Source organism: Exiguobacterium sp. SH4S7, assembly GCF_004336795.1.
GTDB lineage: Bacteria > Bacillota > Bacilli > Exiguobacteriales > Exiguobacteriaceae > Exiguobacterium > Exiguobacterium aurantiacum_A.
Genome location: NZ_SJUT01000002.1, coordinates 435,339 through 452,322, shown reverse-complemented (window position 1 = coordinate 452,322; position 16,984 = coordinate 435,339). Strand labels below are relative to the sequence as shown.

13 protein-coding genes are annotated in these 16,984 nt (G+C 43.5%); 8 read left to right on the top strand and 5 right to left on the bottom strand.

The features are described 5' to 3' along the window. Positions 1-224 precede the first annotated feature (224 nt). From EVJ29_RS06355 to EVJ29_RS06340, 4 genes are all read left to right on the top strand, one after another. On the top strand, positions 225-1,052 hold the full coding sequence (locus EVJ29_RS06355) for a bacteriochlorophyll 4-vinyl reductase (RefSeq protein WP_070327763.1): 828 nt from the start codon (positions 225-227) through the stop codon (positions 1,050-1,052). A 55-nt stretch (positions 1,053-1,107) separates the two neighbouring features. After that, positions 1,108-1,578 carry a hypothetical protein gene (locus EVJ29_RS06350; protein WP_131504818.1) on the top strand — a complete coding sequence of 157 codons (471 nt, stop codon included), beginning with the start codon at positions 1,108-1,110 and terminating at the stop codon, positions 1,576-1,578. A 70-nt stretch (positions 1,579-1,648) separates the two neighbouring features. Further along, the gene (locus tag EVJ29_RS06345; RefSeq protein ID WP_070327761.1) at positions 1,649-1,852 is read left to right on the top strand and encodes a hypothetical protein; all 204 of its coding nucleotides are present in this window, start codon (positions 1,649-1,651) and stop codon (positions 1,850-1,852) included. A 9-nt stretch (positions 1,853-1,861) separates the two neighbouring features. Next, positions 1,862-2,185, top strand: coding sequence for a nucleoside triphosphate pyrophosphohydrolase (locus tag EVJ29_RS06340; RefSeq protein ID WP_070327760.1), 324 nt, complete (start codon positions 1,862-1,864; stop codon positions 2,183-2,185). A gap of 37 nt (positions 2,186-2,222) precedes the next feature. Here EVJ29_RS06340 and dptH read toward each other — a convergent pair whose 3' ends face one another. From dptH to dptF, 3 genes are read right to left on the bottom strand one after another with little or no spacing between them, the layout of a single operon-like run. Then, on the bottom strand, positions 2,223-7,400 hold the full coding sequence (gene dptH / locus EVJ29_RS06335) for a DNA phosphorothioation-dependent restriction protein DptH (protein WP_161567023.1): 5,178 nt from the start codon (positions 7,398-7,400) through the stop codon (positions 2,223-2,225). After that, entirely contained in the window at positions 7,381-8,772 is a 1,392-nt protein-coding gene (dptG, locus tag EVJ29_RS06330) for a DNA phosphorothioation-dependent restriction protein DptG (protein ID WP_070327758.1), read from the bottom strand. Before dptG ends, dptH begins: the two co-directional genes overlap by 20 nt. Position 8,773: 1 nt before the next feature. Continuing rightward, complete coding sequence (gene dptF / locus EVJ29_RS06325; protein ID WP_161567330.1) at positions 8,774-11,158, bottom strand: DNA phosphorothioation-dependent restriction protein DptF; 2,385 nt, start codon at positions 11,156-11,158, stop codon at positions 8,774-8,776. Between the two features lie 221 nt (positions 11,159-11,379). On the opposite strand from dptF, the gene EVJ29_RS06320 reads away from it, so the two are divergent. From EVJ29_RS06320 to EVJ29_RS06305, 4 genes are all read left to right on the top strand, one after another. Beyond that, the gene (locus tag EVJ29_RS06320; RefSeq protein ID WP_330857357.1) at positions 11,380-11,610 is read left to right on the top strand and encodes a nucleoside triphosphate pyrophosphohydrolase; all 231 of its coding nucleotides are present in this window, start codon (positions 11,380-11,382) and stop codon (positions 11,608-11,610) included. After that, the gene (locus EVJ29_RS06315; RefSeq protein ID WP_131504816.1) at positions 11,603-13,960 is read left to right on the top strand and encodes a DEAD/DEAH box helicase family protein; all 2,358 of its coding nucleotides are present in this window, start codon (positions 11,603-11,605) and stop codon (positions 13,958-13,960) included. Before EVJ29_RS06320 ends, EVJ29_RS06315 begins: the two co-directional genes overlap by 8 nt. A 20-nt stretch (positions 13,961-13,980) precedes the next feature. Beyond that, positions 13,981-14,238 carry a hypothetical protein gene (locus EVJ29_RS06310; protein ID WP_131504815.1) on the top strand — a complete coding sequence of 86 codons (258 nt, stop codon included), beginning with the start codon at positions 13,981-13,983 and terminating at the stop codon, positions 14,236-14,238. A gap of 127 nt (positions 14,239-14,365) precedes the next feature. Then, positions 14,366-15,904 (top strand): hypothetical protein, encoded by a 1,539-nt coding sequence (locus tag EVJ29_RS06305; RefSeq protein ID WP_131489916.1) that lies wholly within the window; start codon positions 14,366-14,368, stop codon positions 15,902-15,904. A gap of 130 nt (positions 15,905-16,034) precedes the next feature. On the opposite strand, the gene EVJ29_RS06300 is transcribed toward EVJ29_RS06305, so the two are convergent. Both EVJ29_RS06300 and EVJ29_RS06295 read right to left on the bottom strand, forming a co-directional pair. Next, the gene (locus EVJ29_RS06300) at positions 16,035-16,319 is read right to left on the bottom strand and encodes a putative quinol monooxygenase (RefSeq protein WP_131504814.1); all 285 of its coding nucleotides are present in this window, start codon (positions 16,317-16,319) and stop codon (positions 16,035-16,037) included. 15 nt (positions 16,320-16,334) lie between these two features. Continuing rightward, positions 16,335-16,973 carry a nitroreductase family protein gene (locus EVJ29_RS06295; protein ID WP_071399331.1) on the bottom strand — a complete coding sequence of 213 codons (639 nt, stop codon included), beginning with the start codon at positions 16,971-16,973 and terminating at the stop codon, positions 16,335-16,337. Positions 16,974-16,984 lie beyond the last annotated feature (11 nt).

Genomic DNA, 16,984 nt, shown 5'->3' with positions numbered 1-16,984 from the left:
GTGGCAGCGGTGCTGTGGTTTGTCTTTTATTGAGTGAAGGAGTGGAGTGTCCTACAGGGCACTCTATTTTTTTGATTTCGGATACCTTTAATATAAAACGTCTAGGTGAAAGGAAATTCTTTTACAATTTATACATAAAACGCTTTATACTAAAACTAGAATTTGGAATGACATATATATGAAGGTCATATATTAATCGTGAATGAAAAGATGAGGTGTAGACGATGTCGAACGGGTCAGAAGTGTTTGAGGTGTTGATGACGAACGCGGTGAAACTACCAGGGGTGAAAGTCGACCGCAAAGAGTTTTTAGATCAAAGTTTTAGTAGACATGTCCCAGCAAGTCAGTTGGCGGAGATTATGGAGAAAGGACCGATTGGAGCGAACGTTCCACTCGCGCTTATTAAAAAAATCGCGAAACGGAATATTGCTAACCAAACGATGAAGAGTTCGAGTGCGTCTTTCGCGGCGGGATTGCCTGGGGGGATCGGACTGGCTGCGACGATTCCTGCGGATACGGCACAGTTTTTTGGATTTTCGCTCCGCCTGGCGCAGGAAACAGGATACTTATACGGCTACGATGACTTTTGGGAGAATGGAGAACTTGACGTCGATCGAGTAAACGGGGACTTGGTCTTGTTCTTGGGCGTCATGTTCGGTGTCGGAGGCGCGACAGCCACGATTAAGGCGCTGTCCGCTCAACTGTCGAAACAGGCCTTGAAACAACTGCCGAAGAAAGCGTTGACGAAAACGGTATATTTTCCAATCATTAAAAAGATGTCAGCGATGATTGGTTTCAAGATGACGAAAGATACGTTCGCAAAAGGCGTGTCGAAGATGATCCCACTCGCAGGAGGTGTCATTTCGGGAGGACTCACCTTCTCTTCGATGACAAAGATGGGAAACCGTCTCCTGCATGCGCTTGAAGACAGCGTGAATATGACAGAAGAAGAACTAGTCGAGAGCTTTGCAGAAATGAAGCGAGAGCATTTTGACATCATCGAGGCTGAATTTGTGGAAATCGAGGCAGTTTTGCGCGAAGAAGGAATCTAATCAAAGGACGAGCGACGTGTGTGAACGTCGCTTTTTGTGAAAGCGGGGGAAACGTGTGGCAATCGATTTGGATTTTTTAATGTCGACTGAAGACTACGTGCTCGATACGGAGTCGTTTCAGATGAAGGGCGTCACCTATTATCCGCTCGAGTGGACTTGTTTCGGGGCAAGTGACGCGACGATGATTTTAACGGACGATGCCGACCGCGACCGCATTCTGATCCGTTTCGAGCAGTATGCGCTCTTCCTCGGGACGCTAGAAGAGCACGGGATGCCAGAAGATGGTCTCGCGAACAGGCATCCGATTGTGAAACTGAAGACATCCCGCTTCAGTGCGTTCGCCGCCGAACAGATGAAGACGGAACGGGTCAACACGGACCGAGGCGAGCTTTCCCATTACGTGATTCGGACGTTCGAGCAGGAGTTTCATGTGTTGGCCTACGAAGAGCCGACGGTGCTCGACTTAGGGAAAGTCGGGGACACCGGTGTCGTCGTGACAGAAGTCGACGAGGTGGATGAATTTTGAGACAAGACTATGCCGAGCGGGTAAAGAAGAGAGTAGGCAAGACATTATGGGGTGAAACGGAGGAGACGACATGAAATCGTACGAGATCGAATTCCACATGATCAATGATGAGGTGTTGACGCAAGTCGTCGAGGCAGATAGTCGCTATGCGGCACTTGAAGCCATTTATCAGTCGTTCCGGCATGCGTCGGATGGCTTTGTCCAGTTCGAGGACGAATGGATTATTTTCCTCGATCATGTCGTGTATGTGAAGGCGTTTGAGATTGTGGAGTAGGAGGCAGCTATGGTGAAACATAATAAGTTGGTCCGAGACCGTGTACCTGAACTGATCCGTGCGGACGGAAAACGAGTCATCGTCAAACAGTTGAATCAAGCCGAGCACTTTGAACAGGCACGCCTGAAGTTATATGAAGAACTGAAAGAGTATGAAGAGACGAATATCGATGAGGAATGTCTTGAAGAGCTAGCGGATATTCTTGAGCTCGCTTATGAGCTCGGTAAAATGCATGGGGCTTCGTTTGAAGAGATGAATGCGATTCGTGCAGAGAAGCGGGAGCGGAAGGGTGGATTTGAGAAGGGGTTATATTTGGAGGAAGTTCTGGAGTGACAAAAAATCACGCATCCGAAAAAGGATGCGTGATTTTTTAATTCATTGGCGGGACTTTAAGATGATGATGCTCTTGGTTGCTTAATTCCTCGGCATTTATTTTATATTGTCCTACCGCCAAACAATGTGCTTTCTTTAGACCTCTTAGATCTTCAAGTGAGACTGCGCCAATACGATTAGCAATCACTTTTAATTCGCTGTCAGCTGGTGCAAAGTAAATCTTTGTAGCGGCATTATCCAAAATCGCAAGTTCTTCTTTATCGAAGTTGCTGAACGATTGTGTGGCGAACCAAGCCGACCAACCGAACTTCCGACCTTCTCTTAAGATTTTCTCAGATGGAGAACCTTTACGGAAAGATAGGTTCTGCGCTTCATCCAAGATGACCGGCATCGGTCGGCTTTCTGAACCAGATAAAGAATAATACCATAAATCCCAAAGAATAAACTCTGCTAATAATTTTTTGATTTCATCTTGGTCATATCCCTCAAGTTGGATGACCGTCACTCCGTTGTTGTTGTCAAAAATCTTACTCCAATCGTTGTCCGATTCATAATCAAATGGATCCATATCGACCATTTGGGTGAGGCGGCTGATTACAGATTGGACTGTAGATTTTGAGGAAGTCTCGAGACTTTCTAACTCTTCGATGAGCAATTCCATTCGCATTTCTTCCCCATACTTCTCAATCCCGTTTTTCGTCGCCATATAAATGGCGTTTTTTTGTTGATCTCCTAAACCTCTGTAGACGGATGCGAATACGGCTGCCACTCTTGTGGCGACGGAAGTAATCTTTTCAGGTTCTTTCCGTCCGCTAATTTCTTTTTCCCGTCTCTTGAATGGGTTCAATGGGAATGACTCGTGGTATACGATGCGTTCCGTCAGTTTTGACCCCATACGATTTATAAATGTTTCATCGAGTTGCCCTAAAGTATAACTGTTTGAGTAGTCGATGACCAAAGCGGATTGATTCTGTTCAACCAATTGCAAGAGTAGGGACTGGACGAAGTACGTTTTTCCTTGACCGGATCGACCACCAATCAACAGATGTCTGTTTGACAAGCGCGAATGTCCATACTCCCAATAGTAGTTTTTATTAAATTCGCTACCTAATAACAATCTGATAGCATTAAAACTATTTCCTGTAGGTGTGACAGGATTGATTGATGGAATCACTGGTTGAGGTTCTGTTGTTTTTTTGCCGTTATCTGTTGAAACTTTCACAGCGACTTTTGCTCTATCTGTTTCGTCACTAACTTCTTTCGCGATTCGAAGTCTAGGCGTATGAGAAGAGGTCGCTTCATTTTTGATAGTAGACGTACTGCCTTTTTCTTTTTGTTTTGCATTAAGCGAGTCTAATGATTCTGTTAACACTTCATATCCATATTGTTCAGGTAATTCGAGAATAACGACCCCTTGGTTTCTCGAATGGCGAACAGAGTCCGAAGACTTCTTGAATGAAACGAGAACGCCATTTCCGAATTTCGCACGTTTCTCGTCGACAATTTCAAAATCATCGTTCATCAATCGGTCAATCAATGAAGCATCTAACCGATAGTCTTTGCTTGGCCAGATATCATTTTCCTGCATTTTTTGTGCGTTGTTGATAAAGAGTCTCGCAAAATAGTTGCGTAGGAATTTCGCATCAAACGTCATTAAGTCGAGCAAATGATCGTTTAAGCGAGCCTTCAGCTCTGAGATTTGTGAGATACCTTTTGTGATGACCGAGTTATCGTTCAATCCGATTTTAACTTCGACCGGGAAGAAGTGCACTTTCAAATCTGATTGATTGATTTCAAGACCAATCATCAATAAATCATCGCTACAGTTGCCTCTCCGTCCGATAGTCTTACCTGAAAATAATCCAGCTCGCTTACTCAATTTCACATTACCGGTTACTCGAACAACTTCTTCCATAGAGATTGGCACCCAGATTGTATTGTCTTCATTGAACAGTAACAGCGTTTCTTTAATCGCTGAAACAATGCTCATCTTCTCGCGCTTGTCGTACCCTCTCCCTTGAACAGCACGAAGTAACCATTCACCATTAAACGTATTGAAGGCTCGAATTGTTTCCTCGATTTGATTTTGAGTAGAGGTGACGCCTTGAGAACTGATGAATTCTTGGATGACATTGAAATATTGATCCGATTTGTCAGTAACAGTGATTGCGTCATATCCGTTCGTAGACGAGTACTGATCACTATAATGAATGATAATCAAATTGTCGGAAGACGACTTGAAGAAATCAAGCCCGACCGGCGGATCGATGAAGGTTACCCAATGAGAAGAACCGTAGATTTTTTCAAGCGCACCTTTATCAGCTACATCAATATGCATCGTCAACGAAACATTTTTCATGTATGAACTATGTCCGCCATCTTTCATGTTTGCTGTCAGTTCATTGTAATGATAGCCGAATCGTGTCATGAGACTTCGAGTAACGTCAGCTCCTGCAGTACCAAAGCCAACACGGTACCCGGTTTCATTGCTTTGGACTGAAGAAACGGTAGTAAACAGCCCGTCTAAATTCATGCTGCTGGCCAACTCACTCATTGGTTGACTAACGACCCGAGATTCGTTCCCCATCTTATAGAATGAGATATGGGCATAATGTACAGGGGCATCAAAATTTAACTTGCGATACAGGATAGACTGCTGGAGTAGATGCAATACTTCGTCTGGCTCAAATTCATGAATAGACAAATCAATCCCGAATTCGTCTTTGAATTGTTCGCCCGTTTCGATATCGTTCAATTTATCAAACGCACTCAAACCAGAAGCGTCTGGAATGTACAATGATACTTCTAATGACTTGACCGCATCCAGGGTCCCTTTAGAAGCAATTTGTTGTTTGAACCATGAAATAATTCCTTTTAAAATTTCGTCGTCGTTTGTTACGTTGATGACATTCACACAGAGTGGAGCGGAGTTCTGAATCGAGAATAAATAATCATAATGTTCAGTGAAGTGATTCATTTTATCTTCGACCACTTTTGCTAAATAAGAATTGGTTTCACCTACACTTACACGTTCTCGCAATGTGTATTCATGCCACTCTGGCAAAGGAGATTGATCTGTCGGTTTAAGAAGCATTTCATGCATATTAAATGCATATGGCACGGTGTAGCTTGCTTTCAATTTCTTTAAGATGTTCGAATCAATGTCTTCAGACCCTAAAGCTTCGTTCACTTGCCATTGGTATGCGATGTTCAGAGGAGAAAATGGCGTCAATAACAAGCCGTCGATTGTCTCGATTTGTCCTAAACGATATAAGTTTCGTTGTTGAATGGTCATCAGTGCCTGAGAAGGGATGTTCTCAATTTCAGTCAAATACTCGTTCACAAATGTATAAGCCGCAGCTTGTACCTCGGCATCATAGTACAACAATGAAGGAATTGTGCCTTTGTTTTTGACCGTATTTAAAAATCCGTTATAACTTTGCTCAACAGAAGTAGGAATATCTAGATGGATGTTTTCAAAAGAATCATCAGATAATTGTTTTCCATACCGTACGTGATTATCCAACCACTCCTGCTCCATTTTGAAATAGTTTCTGTCAACGGAACGCGTTGAATAGGTACGTTGACCGTTATGGATTGTTTTAAAGTCTGAATCAATCAAAAATGATGTTTCGTCTTTTCGTTTTCTCGTCCAAATGCTAAGTCCGTCTAAGGGCGTGGTTTTTAACATATCATCTTTAATAGAAAGAGGAATTTCGACGTCATTTAACATGATCGAGAATCGAATGCGTGACTCTCCTTCGTCTAAAACATTAAGCGGGAGATTGATTACATCATGTTGATCAACCTCTAACGCCTCAGGGGAGTCAATGGTGACTTCAAGGCTATCCCCCGTACCATCGCCAAGTTCTATCACATTGTGACCATCTAGAATCAAGCGGATAGCTTGCTGACTTTTAGATGTTGTATCAACCAAGTATCTTGTTTGATACGGTGTTAAAAATTCAGGTGTCAATGGTACTACAGCGATATTGAATAAATACGTGGTAGATGACTGACCTTCATGTTTATACCGGACTTTTGAAAAAGTGACTTGATTTGAATCGACTTCCACTGAAGTGATGAGTGAATAACCTGAACTTGTCGTATTCTTCGCACTCTTGTTGTCTAAAAATTGTTTTGATGTATAGCGGTCAAATGGGAGATGAATCTGAATATCATTAGCATTTTCTGGAGCAAAGAGGATAATATGCCAAGTACGCTGACCGGATTTTGTTTCAGATTGCGGCCGTCTCCAAAAATAATGCCCTGAAACTAATGAGCCGCTCACTTTAGCTGTCATTTTTTCCGAAACAAATTGAATGTCTCGATTCGATTTTGCTTTTTCCTCCCACTTTTTCAAGACATCATAATCCGTTTGTTGCCACGTATCTTCTTTTAATTTAGAGGCCCCATTATCAAATCGTTCTTCTAATTTTTCGCGCGAGTTACCTAATGTGAAATATCGCTCGACATCTTCGAACAGTTCATGGTTCTCTGATAAACGATTTTCGATTTGTTTATTAACTTTTTTCCAAGTAGAAGAACCGTATTTTTGTTCATCTCGTTCTCGGATGAGTGAAGATAGCTCTCCATCTTGAAAATATTGTAACGATGTATAATCTTCCATCGCTAAAGCGTCTTTATGAAGAAGGCCTAAAATATCAATGAAATCTAAGAATGAGCCATTCGTAATTTGTTTTTGATGATTGTGACGCTTTAAATAGTCTGAAACAATCATCTGTTCAGGTTTTGATAATTGACTGCTGGCCAATTGGTTATCTAAATGTTGAATGATTTTACTGATATGCAATGGACGTCCTTCAGAAGTTAAGTCGATACTACCTCCACGAATGGAGTCATTTAAATTATCAGTCAAGACTAAGAGAGAAGTATTCGCCCATTGACCAATCTGTTCACTCATCTCATTTCTTAACGTGACAAGGAAATCAATATCTGTATCGAAAGAGCTTGCCACGACTAATTTTCCAGATGAGAAGTTTAACGAAGTCGTGACGTAGTCCTCGTTCCCGAATGGGTGTTTGTACGTAAATATGTTTGCGACGTTTAATGCTGATAACGCGTCATACATCTCTTTGACATCTTGTTTCGACGGAAGATAGACGTAGTAACGATCCGTTCTTTTTTGCTTAATTTCGTTATCGAAGAAATTGAGCAATTGTTGCGTGATGAACTTATAAAATTGATTTGACATACTGTGCATCCCCACTATCGCTTTTCTTTTCAAGGTAATTCAATTTGTCCAGTAACCCGACAATTTCTTCTTTTGAATGGTGATCGAAGAATAATCCTCTTGCTTCAAGTTCGTGCCAAAGTTTGTTCAATTCAATCTTTTCTTGTTTGATTGAGCAAGCTACTAATGCCAAAAGTTGTTCCTGATTGATGGCGAGTAATGAACCTAATGATCCGCCATGCTTCTTATAAAACTTCAAAACAAAGGCCTCAAGAGCTGCCGGATATCGAGATTTTAGCTCTTTATTCAATCCAACCGAGACGGATTCAGCCAAGTCTCTGAATGCCTCGTCCAACGTTTTTGCGGAAGTGTATTTTGGTGTTTCGATTGCCTTGTATTTCGTATAAAAATTGTTCATCCAATCATAAAGTGATTGAACATAAGTATTTAAAGCTTCCTCGCCGTTTGACACCAATATTTCATTGAGGTGATGATAATATAGATTTTTTTTCGTTTGAAAAGCAGGTGTCTGACAAACGATATTTAATGCATGTTCATGTTTATAAAAGTCCTTTGCCTGTTCTTTTAACAATTTGTACCCATTCGTGTAACTGGTTCTCCAACGTGCCCCTTTTTCCCACTCCATCAAAAAGAAGAGCGGTATCATTTGTTCATGATCAAATTTAGTGAAGCGATTCGTTTGAAGAACTGTTTGAGAAATCATGATAAATGTATAGTGTACTAACAAGTGATTTAAGTTATCTAAAAAGAATTTTGGATTTTTAGATAGGTGAATCAAATCTTGTTTGAACTGTTCCTGTATATTCGGAAACAGACAAGAGTATGGACTTGTGAACGAACTTTCCTTTGAAAACTGGGTACTACGGAAAATTTGAGTCAATAAATCATTGTTGTCGTCATCAGAGAAGAGTGGTGAAAGTTCATCTTCGTTTCCTTCAATGAGGGTCCCATATACGTAGTTAATAAAATCAATCTGTCCGTTTCTTTCTTTTTTCTCACTTAACGTCAAAAGTGGTAATTGTGAAAGCCTTGAAACATCTGTTTCCTCAACTTTGCGTTGCTGACTCTGTAAAAAATGTTTGAACCATTCATTTGTTTCAGGTGAGTCGAACTTGCCGATAGACATAATCTGATTCATGTCCGTGCTGTTTTCTTCAGGAATAATAGGCTCATTGGAGAGTAGTCTTGCAAGTCCTCCGGTTATTGGCCAAAACCCGTTTTCAAACTTTGAGCGCTCAGGTTCACGAGTAGGTAAAGGTAAAACATACGTATCTTTACGTCGAGCATATCGATAACCTTTATTCTGAACTAAGAATGATTCAAGTCGTGACCAGTCTAGTGAATAGTCATTTAAATGTTGAACGTTAGTCATATTACTGTTTCACCTTCCTTACTTCAAACTTAGATTTGCTAAATTTCGGCTTAGTCAGTTCAACCATCGATCCATCATGTGTCGATACCAATAGAATCGATTTTGATTTATCAGTATATCGAATGAGTTCATCATAAAAATCGATAAATTGAACCGCGTCGCGCAAATCATTTCGGTTTGGACGATATCCGTCTTGTATTTTTACTAACAGACTATAGAGTTTATAGTCGAGATCGAATAAAATTTCTTTTCCGCCTACTTCAAAACCGATTCGAATAAATGGGCTAAAACGATAAAAATCTGAGTCTTTGTTTTCTGCACTTGCGAATAGACGTTCGTCTACAATCTCCTCAGCCTGAAACGGGTAGGCGACTCTATAATCATTATTCGCACCGTCGATATATAAATAATTTTCTCGTGGAGACCCGCGCCATAAGTAAATGACTTCTCGAATCAATTCAAATAATGATTCGATACTCTCTCCGTCACCGAGATAGTACGCCTTTAAATATTTCAAGAAATCTAGATAAGTGCGATCGGTTTCTTGTGGGTTCAATAGTGAATAACTTCGAATGAGGAACGACCCGAGTGCATTCATAGTATCTGTATTCTCCGGTGCATGATGAATGAATCGATAGATTTCTGCCATGTCACCTAAAGCATTTTTAGCAATATCTTGAGGCTGCTGTGCCAATACATATTTTGTAATCAATTGATCGAAGAAGTCGGTGCGGAACGAAACTGGATCAATTCGATGTAAAGCATTCAATATGATTGAACGATCCGGGTGACCAAAAATAAGGTTTGGGAGAGCTGCGTTCGGTTTATCTGGTTCAAGGCTTAAGTTTGATGGTGCAAGAATATCAAAAATGAAATTATAGAATGCTCGCGTTGAGATAATTAACTTTTCTTTCACCATTGTTTGGATGACGACATTTTCAACCGATTCTCTGACAGCCAAATTCGATAGAAAATCGTAATTGTCATGAATAATAGATTGGATGCCATTATTGACGTCTTCACAGTAAGCATCATAGAACGGATTGTCGTTCGACGTTAAGACCACTTTTTCTAAAATCTTCGAGAAGAACAAAGACTCGGCACCGTTTGTTCCTAAGCTATAAGTTTGGAAGCCGGCTATATTTAATAAGTGGAGTGACTTATTTGAATAGACAATGTGTTCTCCGTTCCCGAAAATGTCCGAGTCATCAATGAAGTTTCTGAGTGATTCGTATCGGTTTTCAGACGCTGCAAAGTTATAGAAGTTATGAAGAACTCCTAGGTTGATAGCAATCAGCAAATGTTTAGTTTCAGAATCCTGTTTATAAAAAGAAGATAGTACACTATCTAATGTTTCGATTGAGTTTTTTGATGGATCAAATGACTCGGTCGAATCGTTATGAATCCTGAAATCTTTGACCAAATGAGAATGTTTTTCTTTGATGTAGGCCAGTAAGTGACTCTTCCCATCTCCGACACTACCACTTAGCAAAATTAGTTGTGGTGTGGATTCATTGTCAATCGCCTCTAATGTTTCAATGAGAGAGTATTGAATCGGGCGATCGATATGCATATACTCCCGAAACTCCCCAAAGCTATCTGCATTGACGACCGATTCTTTCGAAGAAGATTGCAGCATACGCAGTTTATCTAGCAATTTGCTAGTTGTAGCGTCTCCATTAATATCTATAGAACTAACAATATCCTCGGTGACTGTATCTTTTTGGGCCAGGAGATTTTCTTTAGTGAATGAATCGTTCACGTTATCCTCTACAGTTGTGTCTTCAGGGATTGTTTCTTTGATTTCTTGAGTAGGTGGTTCTGAGAATGTAATGGGCTTTACTCTATGCTCTTCAGAGTCATCCAGTATTTCTTCTTTTGTGAAGACATCGCTGTCATAAAGTCCGGATGAATTCTCCGTCTCGTTGAGATATACTTCGCCTAAAGAGATCAATTTTTCAAAAGCTTCTAGAGTCTCAATTTTTAAAAGGTTACGCTTTGTATATAAGTCACTTAACTCTATGTAACGGTGAGCCCATTTTAACTCTTTCATCGATGCGTTTAGTTCGACCTTTAGTTTTTGCCAACCAAACTTGATGACGTGACGATCAAAGTATCGTTCAGATAGAGCTGGGCGCTTAGTGTTCTTTGCAAGCATATACATACGTTTTAAAGTTAAAGATTGGAAAATGCCGTCTAAGTAAACCATAGCCTCTGTAGGTGAATCAATCATCCACTTGTTGAATTCCTCATAAGTAAACTTTGTATCTTCCTCAGGAACTAGGTTCGTAACTAAAAAAGACCAGATTTTTTGGGTGTTCATTGTTAATCCCTTTCCTGTATAAAAATGATATTTTACAAACATTGTAACAAAATATAGAATCATAATCATCGATTCTGAGTGATTCCTTTGTAACCTTGTTAAATAATTTATATAGGGCGAAACGTAGGATGATTTATATCCTTTATTTATGTAAAATAAAGGATGAGGATTTGAAAAGGGGAGATTGCATGATCTATAACAAGTTGGTAAGGGATAAAATTCCTACAATCATTGAGCAGTCTGGGAAAATAGCAATACATAAAAAACTATCTAATGCTGAACATATGAAATTCGCAACTCATAAACTTCATGAAGAAATCAAAGAGTACGAGGAAACAAACATCGATGAAGAATCACTCGAAGAACTTGCCGACGTACTGGAACTTGTCTATACGCTCGGGAAGATGCACGGTGCGAGTTTTGAAGAATTAAATCGCATTCGTGAGGAGAAGCGCGAGAAGCGGGGCGGTTTCGAAAAAGGTATCTTCTTGGAAGAGGTCCTTGATCATGAGTGAGTTACGTCTGCACACCAGTCATTTACGAATTCCATTACAGAATCAAATCAACGCGGCGACTGAAATTTATATGGTCGTCGCGTTTGCACAAGTATCAGGTGTTCAAGAGATTGCGTCTTCACTTAAAAAGGCGGTCATGCGCGGTGCCCAAGTCCGGATTTTGATTGGGGATTACCTCTATTTGACGAACCCGGTTGCGCTCGAGATGCTCATGGAAATCGATGGGGTTGAGTTGCGACTTTATCGTTCGAATGGTCAATCGTTCCATCCGAAAGCCTATTTGTTCCGGACTGAAGAGAGCGGAACATTCTTTGTCGGCTCGTCGAACTTGTCGCACAGCGCCTTGAACCGTGGCGTCGAATGGAACGTCGAGATTCCGGCAAGCATCTCAGAGGACGTGTTCGAACAATCGGTCGATGCGTTCCACGAGCTGTTTTATAGTGAGTATGCTCAAATCATGAATCCAATCTCGTTACAGCCTTATCGCGAAGAATACGAAGCGAGACAAGAGCGGATGAATGAGATGGGCAAAGTAGCTGAGATGACTCCTGTCTACATCGAGGACGACACGATCACGCCGAACACCGTCCAAGATGCCGCCTTAAAGGCGTTACGTGAAACGATGGAAGAGGGCAGACAGAAAGCAATGCTCGTGCTCGCTACCGGTTTAGGGAAGACATATTTAAGTGCCTTCTTCGCACGACAGTTCAAACGAGTGCTCTTCATTGCCCATCAAAAAGAAATTCTGCTTCAAGCTGAGGATTCTTATAAGAAAGTCTCGGCTGAATGGAAAACGGGCTTATTGCTAGGTGGTGACTCGAGAGATGTGCAGTCAGCCGACGTGTTATTCGCTTCGATTCAAACGTTAGCCTCGAAACATCGGATGCAACAGTTCGCGCCTGATCAGTTCGATTTGATAATCGTCGACGAATTCCATCACTCGGCCGCACCATCCTATCACCGCGTCCTTGACTTTTTCGAGCCGAAGTTCTTGCTCGGATTGACGGCGACGCCGGACCGACTGGATGGGGGAGACGTTTACGCTCTCTGTGATGACAATGTCGCCTATCAAATGCACTTTACTGAAGCGATTGAAGAATCTTACTTAACACCGTTTCATTATGTCGGTATTTATGATGAAATCGATTATTCGCAAATTCGATTGATTAACGGCCGCCGTTATGACCAGGACGAACTATTGGCTGAACAGTTAAAGGAAAGTGTCGCTCAAAAAATCTTCGAAGCGTGGCAGATGCATCACCAGACGCGTGCGCTCGGATTCTGTTCTTCGGTCGCTCAAGCCGAATATTTAGCCGACTACTTCCGCCTCCAAGGCGTTCAAGCCGTCGCCTTACATAGCCAGACCGAATATGACCGAGCGGACGTCATCAAACAATTGAAGCAAGGACATCTTGATATCATCTTCGCGGTCAACTTGTTCAATGAAGGCGTAGACATTCCTGAAATCGATACGTTGTTGTTCTGCCGTCCGACCGAATCGTTGACGGTCTTCACGCAACAGATTGGTCGAGGACTCCGTTTGTTGAGCGGGAAGACGCATTGCACCATCATCGACTTGATCGGGAACTACAAGAACATCGACAAGAAGTTGGCGCTCTTGACGACAAAGCGACAACCAATTGTAAAAGAGCTTCCAACAAACGGGACCTTGCCCGATGGCTGTACCATCGAATTTGATTTACATGCCATCGATTTGTTGAAGCGGATGGTGACTCGATCTTCAACCCGCCAGCAGCAGTTAGAACGGAACTACTTCATGGTGAAAGAAGAGCTTGGAAGACGACCGAGTTATATGGAGTTGATTCAACGAGGCGAGTACTCGATGGACGCCTATCGCTCTCAATGGAAGAAAGACGGGGGCTACGTCGGTTTCTTGAATCGAATTAGTGAGTTGGGAGAGGAAGAAAGTCATCTGTTTGAAGGTGCGAAATCATTGTTAGTCGAAGTTGAATACACTGACATGACGAAGAGTTATAAGATGATTGTACTATCGATCATGTTGAACCGCGGGCTAGAAGGATGGCTCGGACTACTTTCAGCGAGCGAGGCAGCTCGGCCGTTTTATGACTTCATCAATGCAATCCCGTACCGTCAACAAATCGATGGGCAGACAAAAGACTTCCAATCACCGTTCCATCAGCAAAGAATCGAAAAGTTACTGTTACGGATGCCTTTTGATAAAATAGCGAAAGGACCGTTCTTCGTCTCAGAGGAATCGCTACATATCGAGCATAACGAAGCGTATGCTCATCCTTTGGTTTACGAATGGGTCAGTCAAATCGTTGAAGTTCGACTGCATCACTACTTCAGTCGGAAAGCTTCAGAGTGATTGGGAAAGGAGTCTTTAACTTGAAACGCGCACTACTTCGCAAAATCCAATTCGCCCTCCAGCATCACGGCGGGACGGCATCATTGAAAGAAATCTATGAATATATCGAGCGGTCGTACTATCAACTCGAGCTCGATCGCTACAAAGATTGGAAGGCTCACGTCAATAAACAGATTCGCGCCCATTCGAGCGATTCAGCCAGCTTCAATGGCAAAGATGACTTGTTTTATGCCACGGGAAATAAGGGCATCTGGGGCCTTCGCCAACCGAATACCTAACCGAAAGCGGAACCATTTCAGTTGGTTCCGCTTTCAAAGTTTACAATACGTCACACCCCCTTGTCACAGAATGTTCAATCCTGTAAACTTCGAAACAGTGTGAAAAAAATGTATAAGGGGTTACTTCATGGAAATCGTTCAGCAATTATCGCAAATGCAATTACTCAACCAATTCTGGTTACTTGTGGCCTTCATCATCCCGATGGTCATTTTATCACGGATGGTCGTGGCCGGTTCACGGTTCTCACCAATCCTCGTCATCGTCATCTTTGGCCTCGGTCTCGGCTTCGCTATGGTCGAGATGGGCATCGCGACTCCGGGTCTTCCTGAGTTCCCGCTCGTCGACTTCCTGTCGCGGACGACGATCATCGCGCTCGTCGTATCGTTCTTCGTCGGTGGGCAAGAGCTTCGTAAGATCTTAAGCAAGCAAGAGCTCGAGATGAAAGACATCGTCGTCCCATCTAAAGAAGAGATGTTCCTCGGAACAGGACGGACGCAGTTCATCTTCATCGTTCGTTCGTTCTTCTTGCTCGTCGGACTTGAAGGGTTCTTCCGCATGATGATCCAACCGGGAGCGGCAGAGGGCATCACGCTCTACTATCCGATCCTCGCGTTAATCGGTCTCGCGGCATCGTTCCTCTTGATCGACCATAAGGCACAGATCGACGACAAGCACGTTTATATGAAGAAGGGCTTGATCGAGACGGCGTTACTGCTCGTCATCTTGTTCATCTCGTACGCAATCGCCATGGCCGTTCAACCCGTCATCGCCTTGCCGCAAATCTTCTTTGCGATGCTTTTGTCATCAGCACTCGGTGCCATCTTCCAAAACTGGACGTACGGACCGACCGTCCGCGCGCTCTTGTTCGCCGGTATCCCGGTCGTGTTGGCGGCCAACTTCATGGTCGGTGGTTCGCGGATCGGTGACGCCTTCGCTATCGAAGGCATGAACTCGATTCTCGTCTACGGTTTCTTCGGTCAGTTGTTCTGGATGTTCGGTGGGATCGCGCTCCTCATGTGGTTCGCCCGCACGGGGCACATCCGTAACCTCGCACCAGGTATGGCCGGTTCGCTGTCGCACAGTGGTCTCACAGGTGCATGTACGGCCGGTGACTTCGGTCAAGTGGCGGCAAAACGTGCGCCGATCATGATCAACATCCCGTTCTTCGGTCACATCTTCGTGTTCTCGATCTTGGCAGTCAGTGCCGACAACGGGGCGCTTTGGATCTGGCCGACGGCGATCATCGTCTTGGTCGGTCTCGTCTTGACGGCACTCGCGCTTAAAAACTTGCGCGGTGCGAACGGTGAGGACTTCAAAGAAGTGAAGGCGCTCATGCAGTTCTCGTTCGGTTGGCAGATGATGGCCGTCTTCGGCGGTCTCGTCATCCTCAGCTTCAGCACGATCGCATTCGACTACACGACGATGGCGCAATCGTCAGCCATCTCACACTTTGGCCTCTTCGCAGCGGTCCAAGGTGGCATGTTCGGGACGGAAGCATCGCTTCTCATCCCGCTCATCTTCTCGATGCCATTCCTCGTGCATCCGATCGTGTTCTTCATGTTCGGGAAAGCACTCGACAACAACGGCGAGATGCCGCGCGTACCAGTTTACGCGATGGCGCTCATCGGTGTCGTCGGCGTATCGTTCGCCATTCTCGGTATATAATAAACAGCCGCTTCTACACACGTAGAAGCGGTTTTTGTATGACTGCTAGTCGGATAACGGTTGCCAATGGTAGGGATCATGCTAAAGAGCGTACAGAAAAACGGCCGACACGAGGTCGACCGTCTGCTGATTAGTTGACTTCCGTCACATGGAGCACCGGTTTCGCCGTCACGTAGTTGGCTACGTTTTGGGCGAAGGCGATCAAGTCCGGGTTTTGGTTGTGTTTTTCGATTGCCGCTTGGTCGGCCCAGTTCTCGATCATGACGAACCGGTTCTCTGACGTCGTCGACTGATAGAGCTCATAGCTCAAGCAACCGTCTTCTTGTTTCGACGAGTCGATGAGCTTGTTGATATCGGCTAAGAAGTTGTCAAATTCTGTTTCTTTCACATCAAAGATGGCGTTGACTAAGATCATGTTGAATTCCTCCGATTATTTAAAGTTTGTGATCGTTTCTGCGTCGAGACGGACCGATTGGTAGCCTGCTTCTGCCGCTTTACCGACCGAGAGAATCATGACCGGCACGTAACGGTCTTTGTCTAAACCGAATGCTTCTGCGAGCTGGTCTTTCTCAAACCCACCAATCGGGTTCGTGTCGTAACCGTGGGCACGGGCGACGAGCATGAACTGCATCGCAGCGAGACTTGAGTCGATTTTGACGATGTCGTTCATCTCTTGTTTCGACAAGTTTTTGTAGTAAGGAATGATAGCGTCGAGTTGTTGGTCGCGTACTTCTTGTGGCATCTTGCCTTCAGCGACGGCTTGATCGTAGATTGTTTCGCCGAGCTCGTAGCATTCCATGTCACCGAAGATGAGAAGCATCGCGGCCGATGTATCGTTTTGGCGAACGTTGAAGCGGATGAGCGGTTTGAGCGTCTCTTTTGCTTCCGGGCTCTCGACGACGACGAAGCGCCATGGTTGCATGTTGACTGACGACGGTGCCGTCGTCGCTTCTTGAATCATTTCGAGCATTTCGAGTTGTGGAATTTTGACCGTTTCGTCATAGACGCGAATCGACTTTCTGTCGAGCATTACGTCTGTTAATGTGTTGTTTTCAAATGTAGTTGCCATGGGTAATCTCC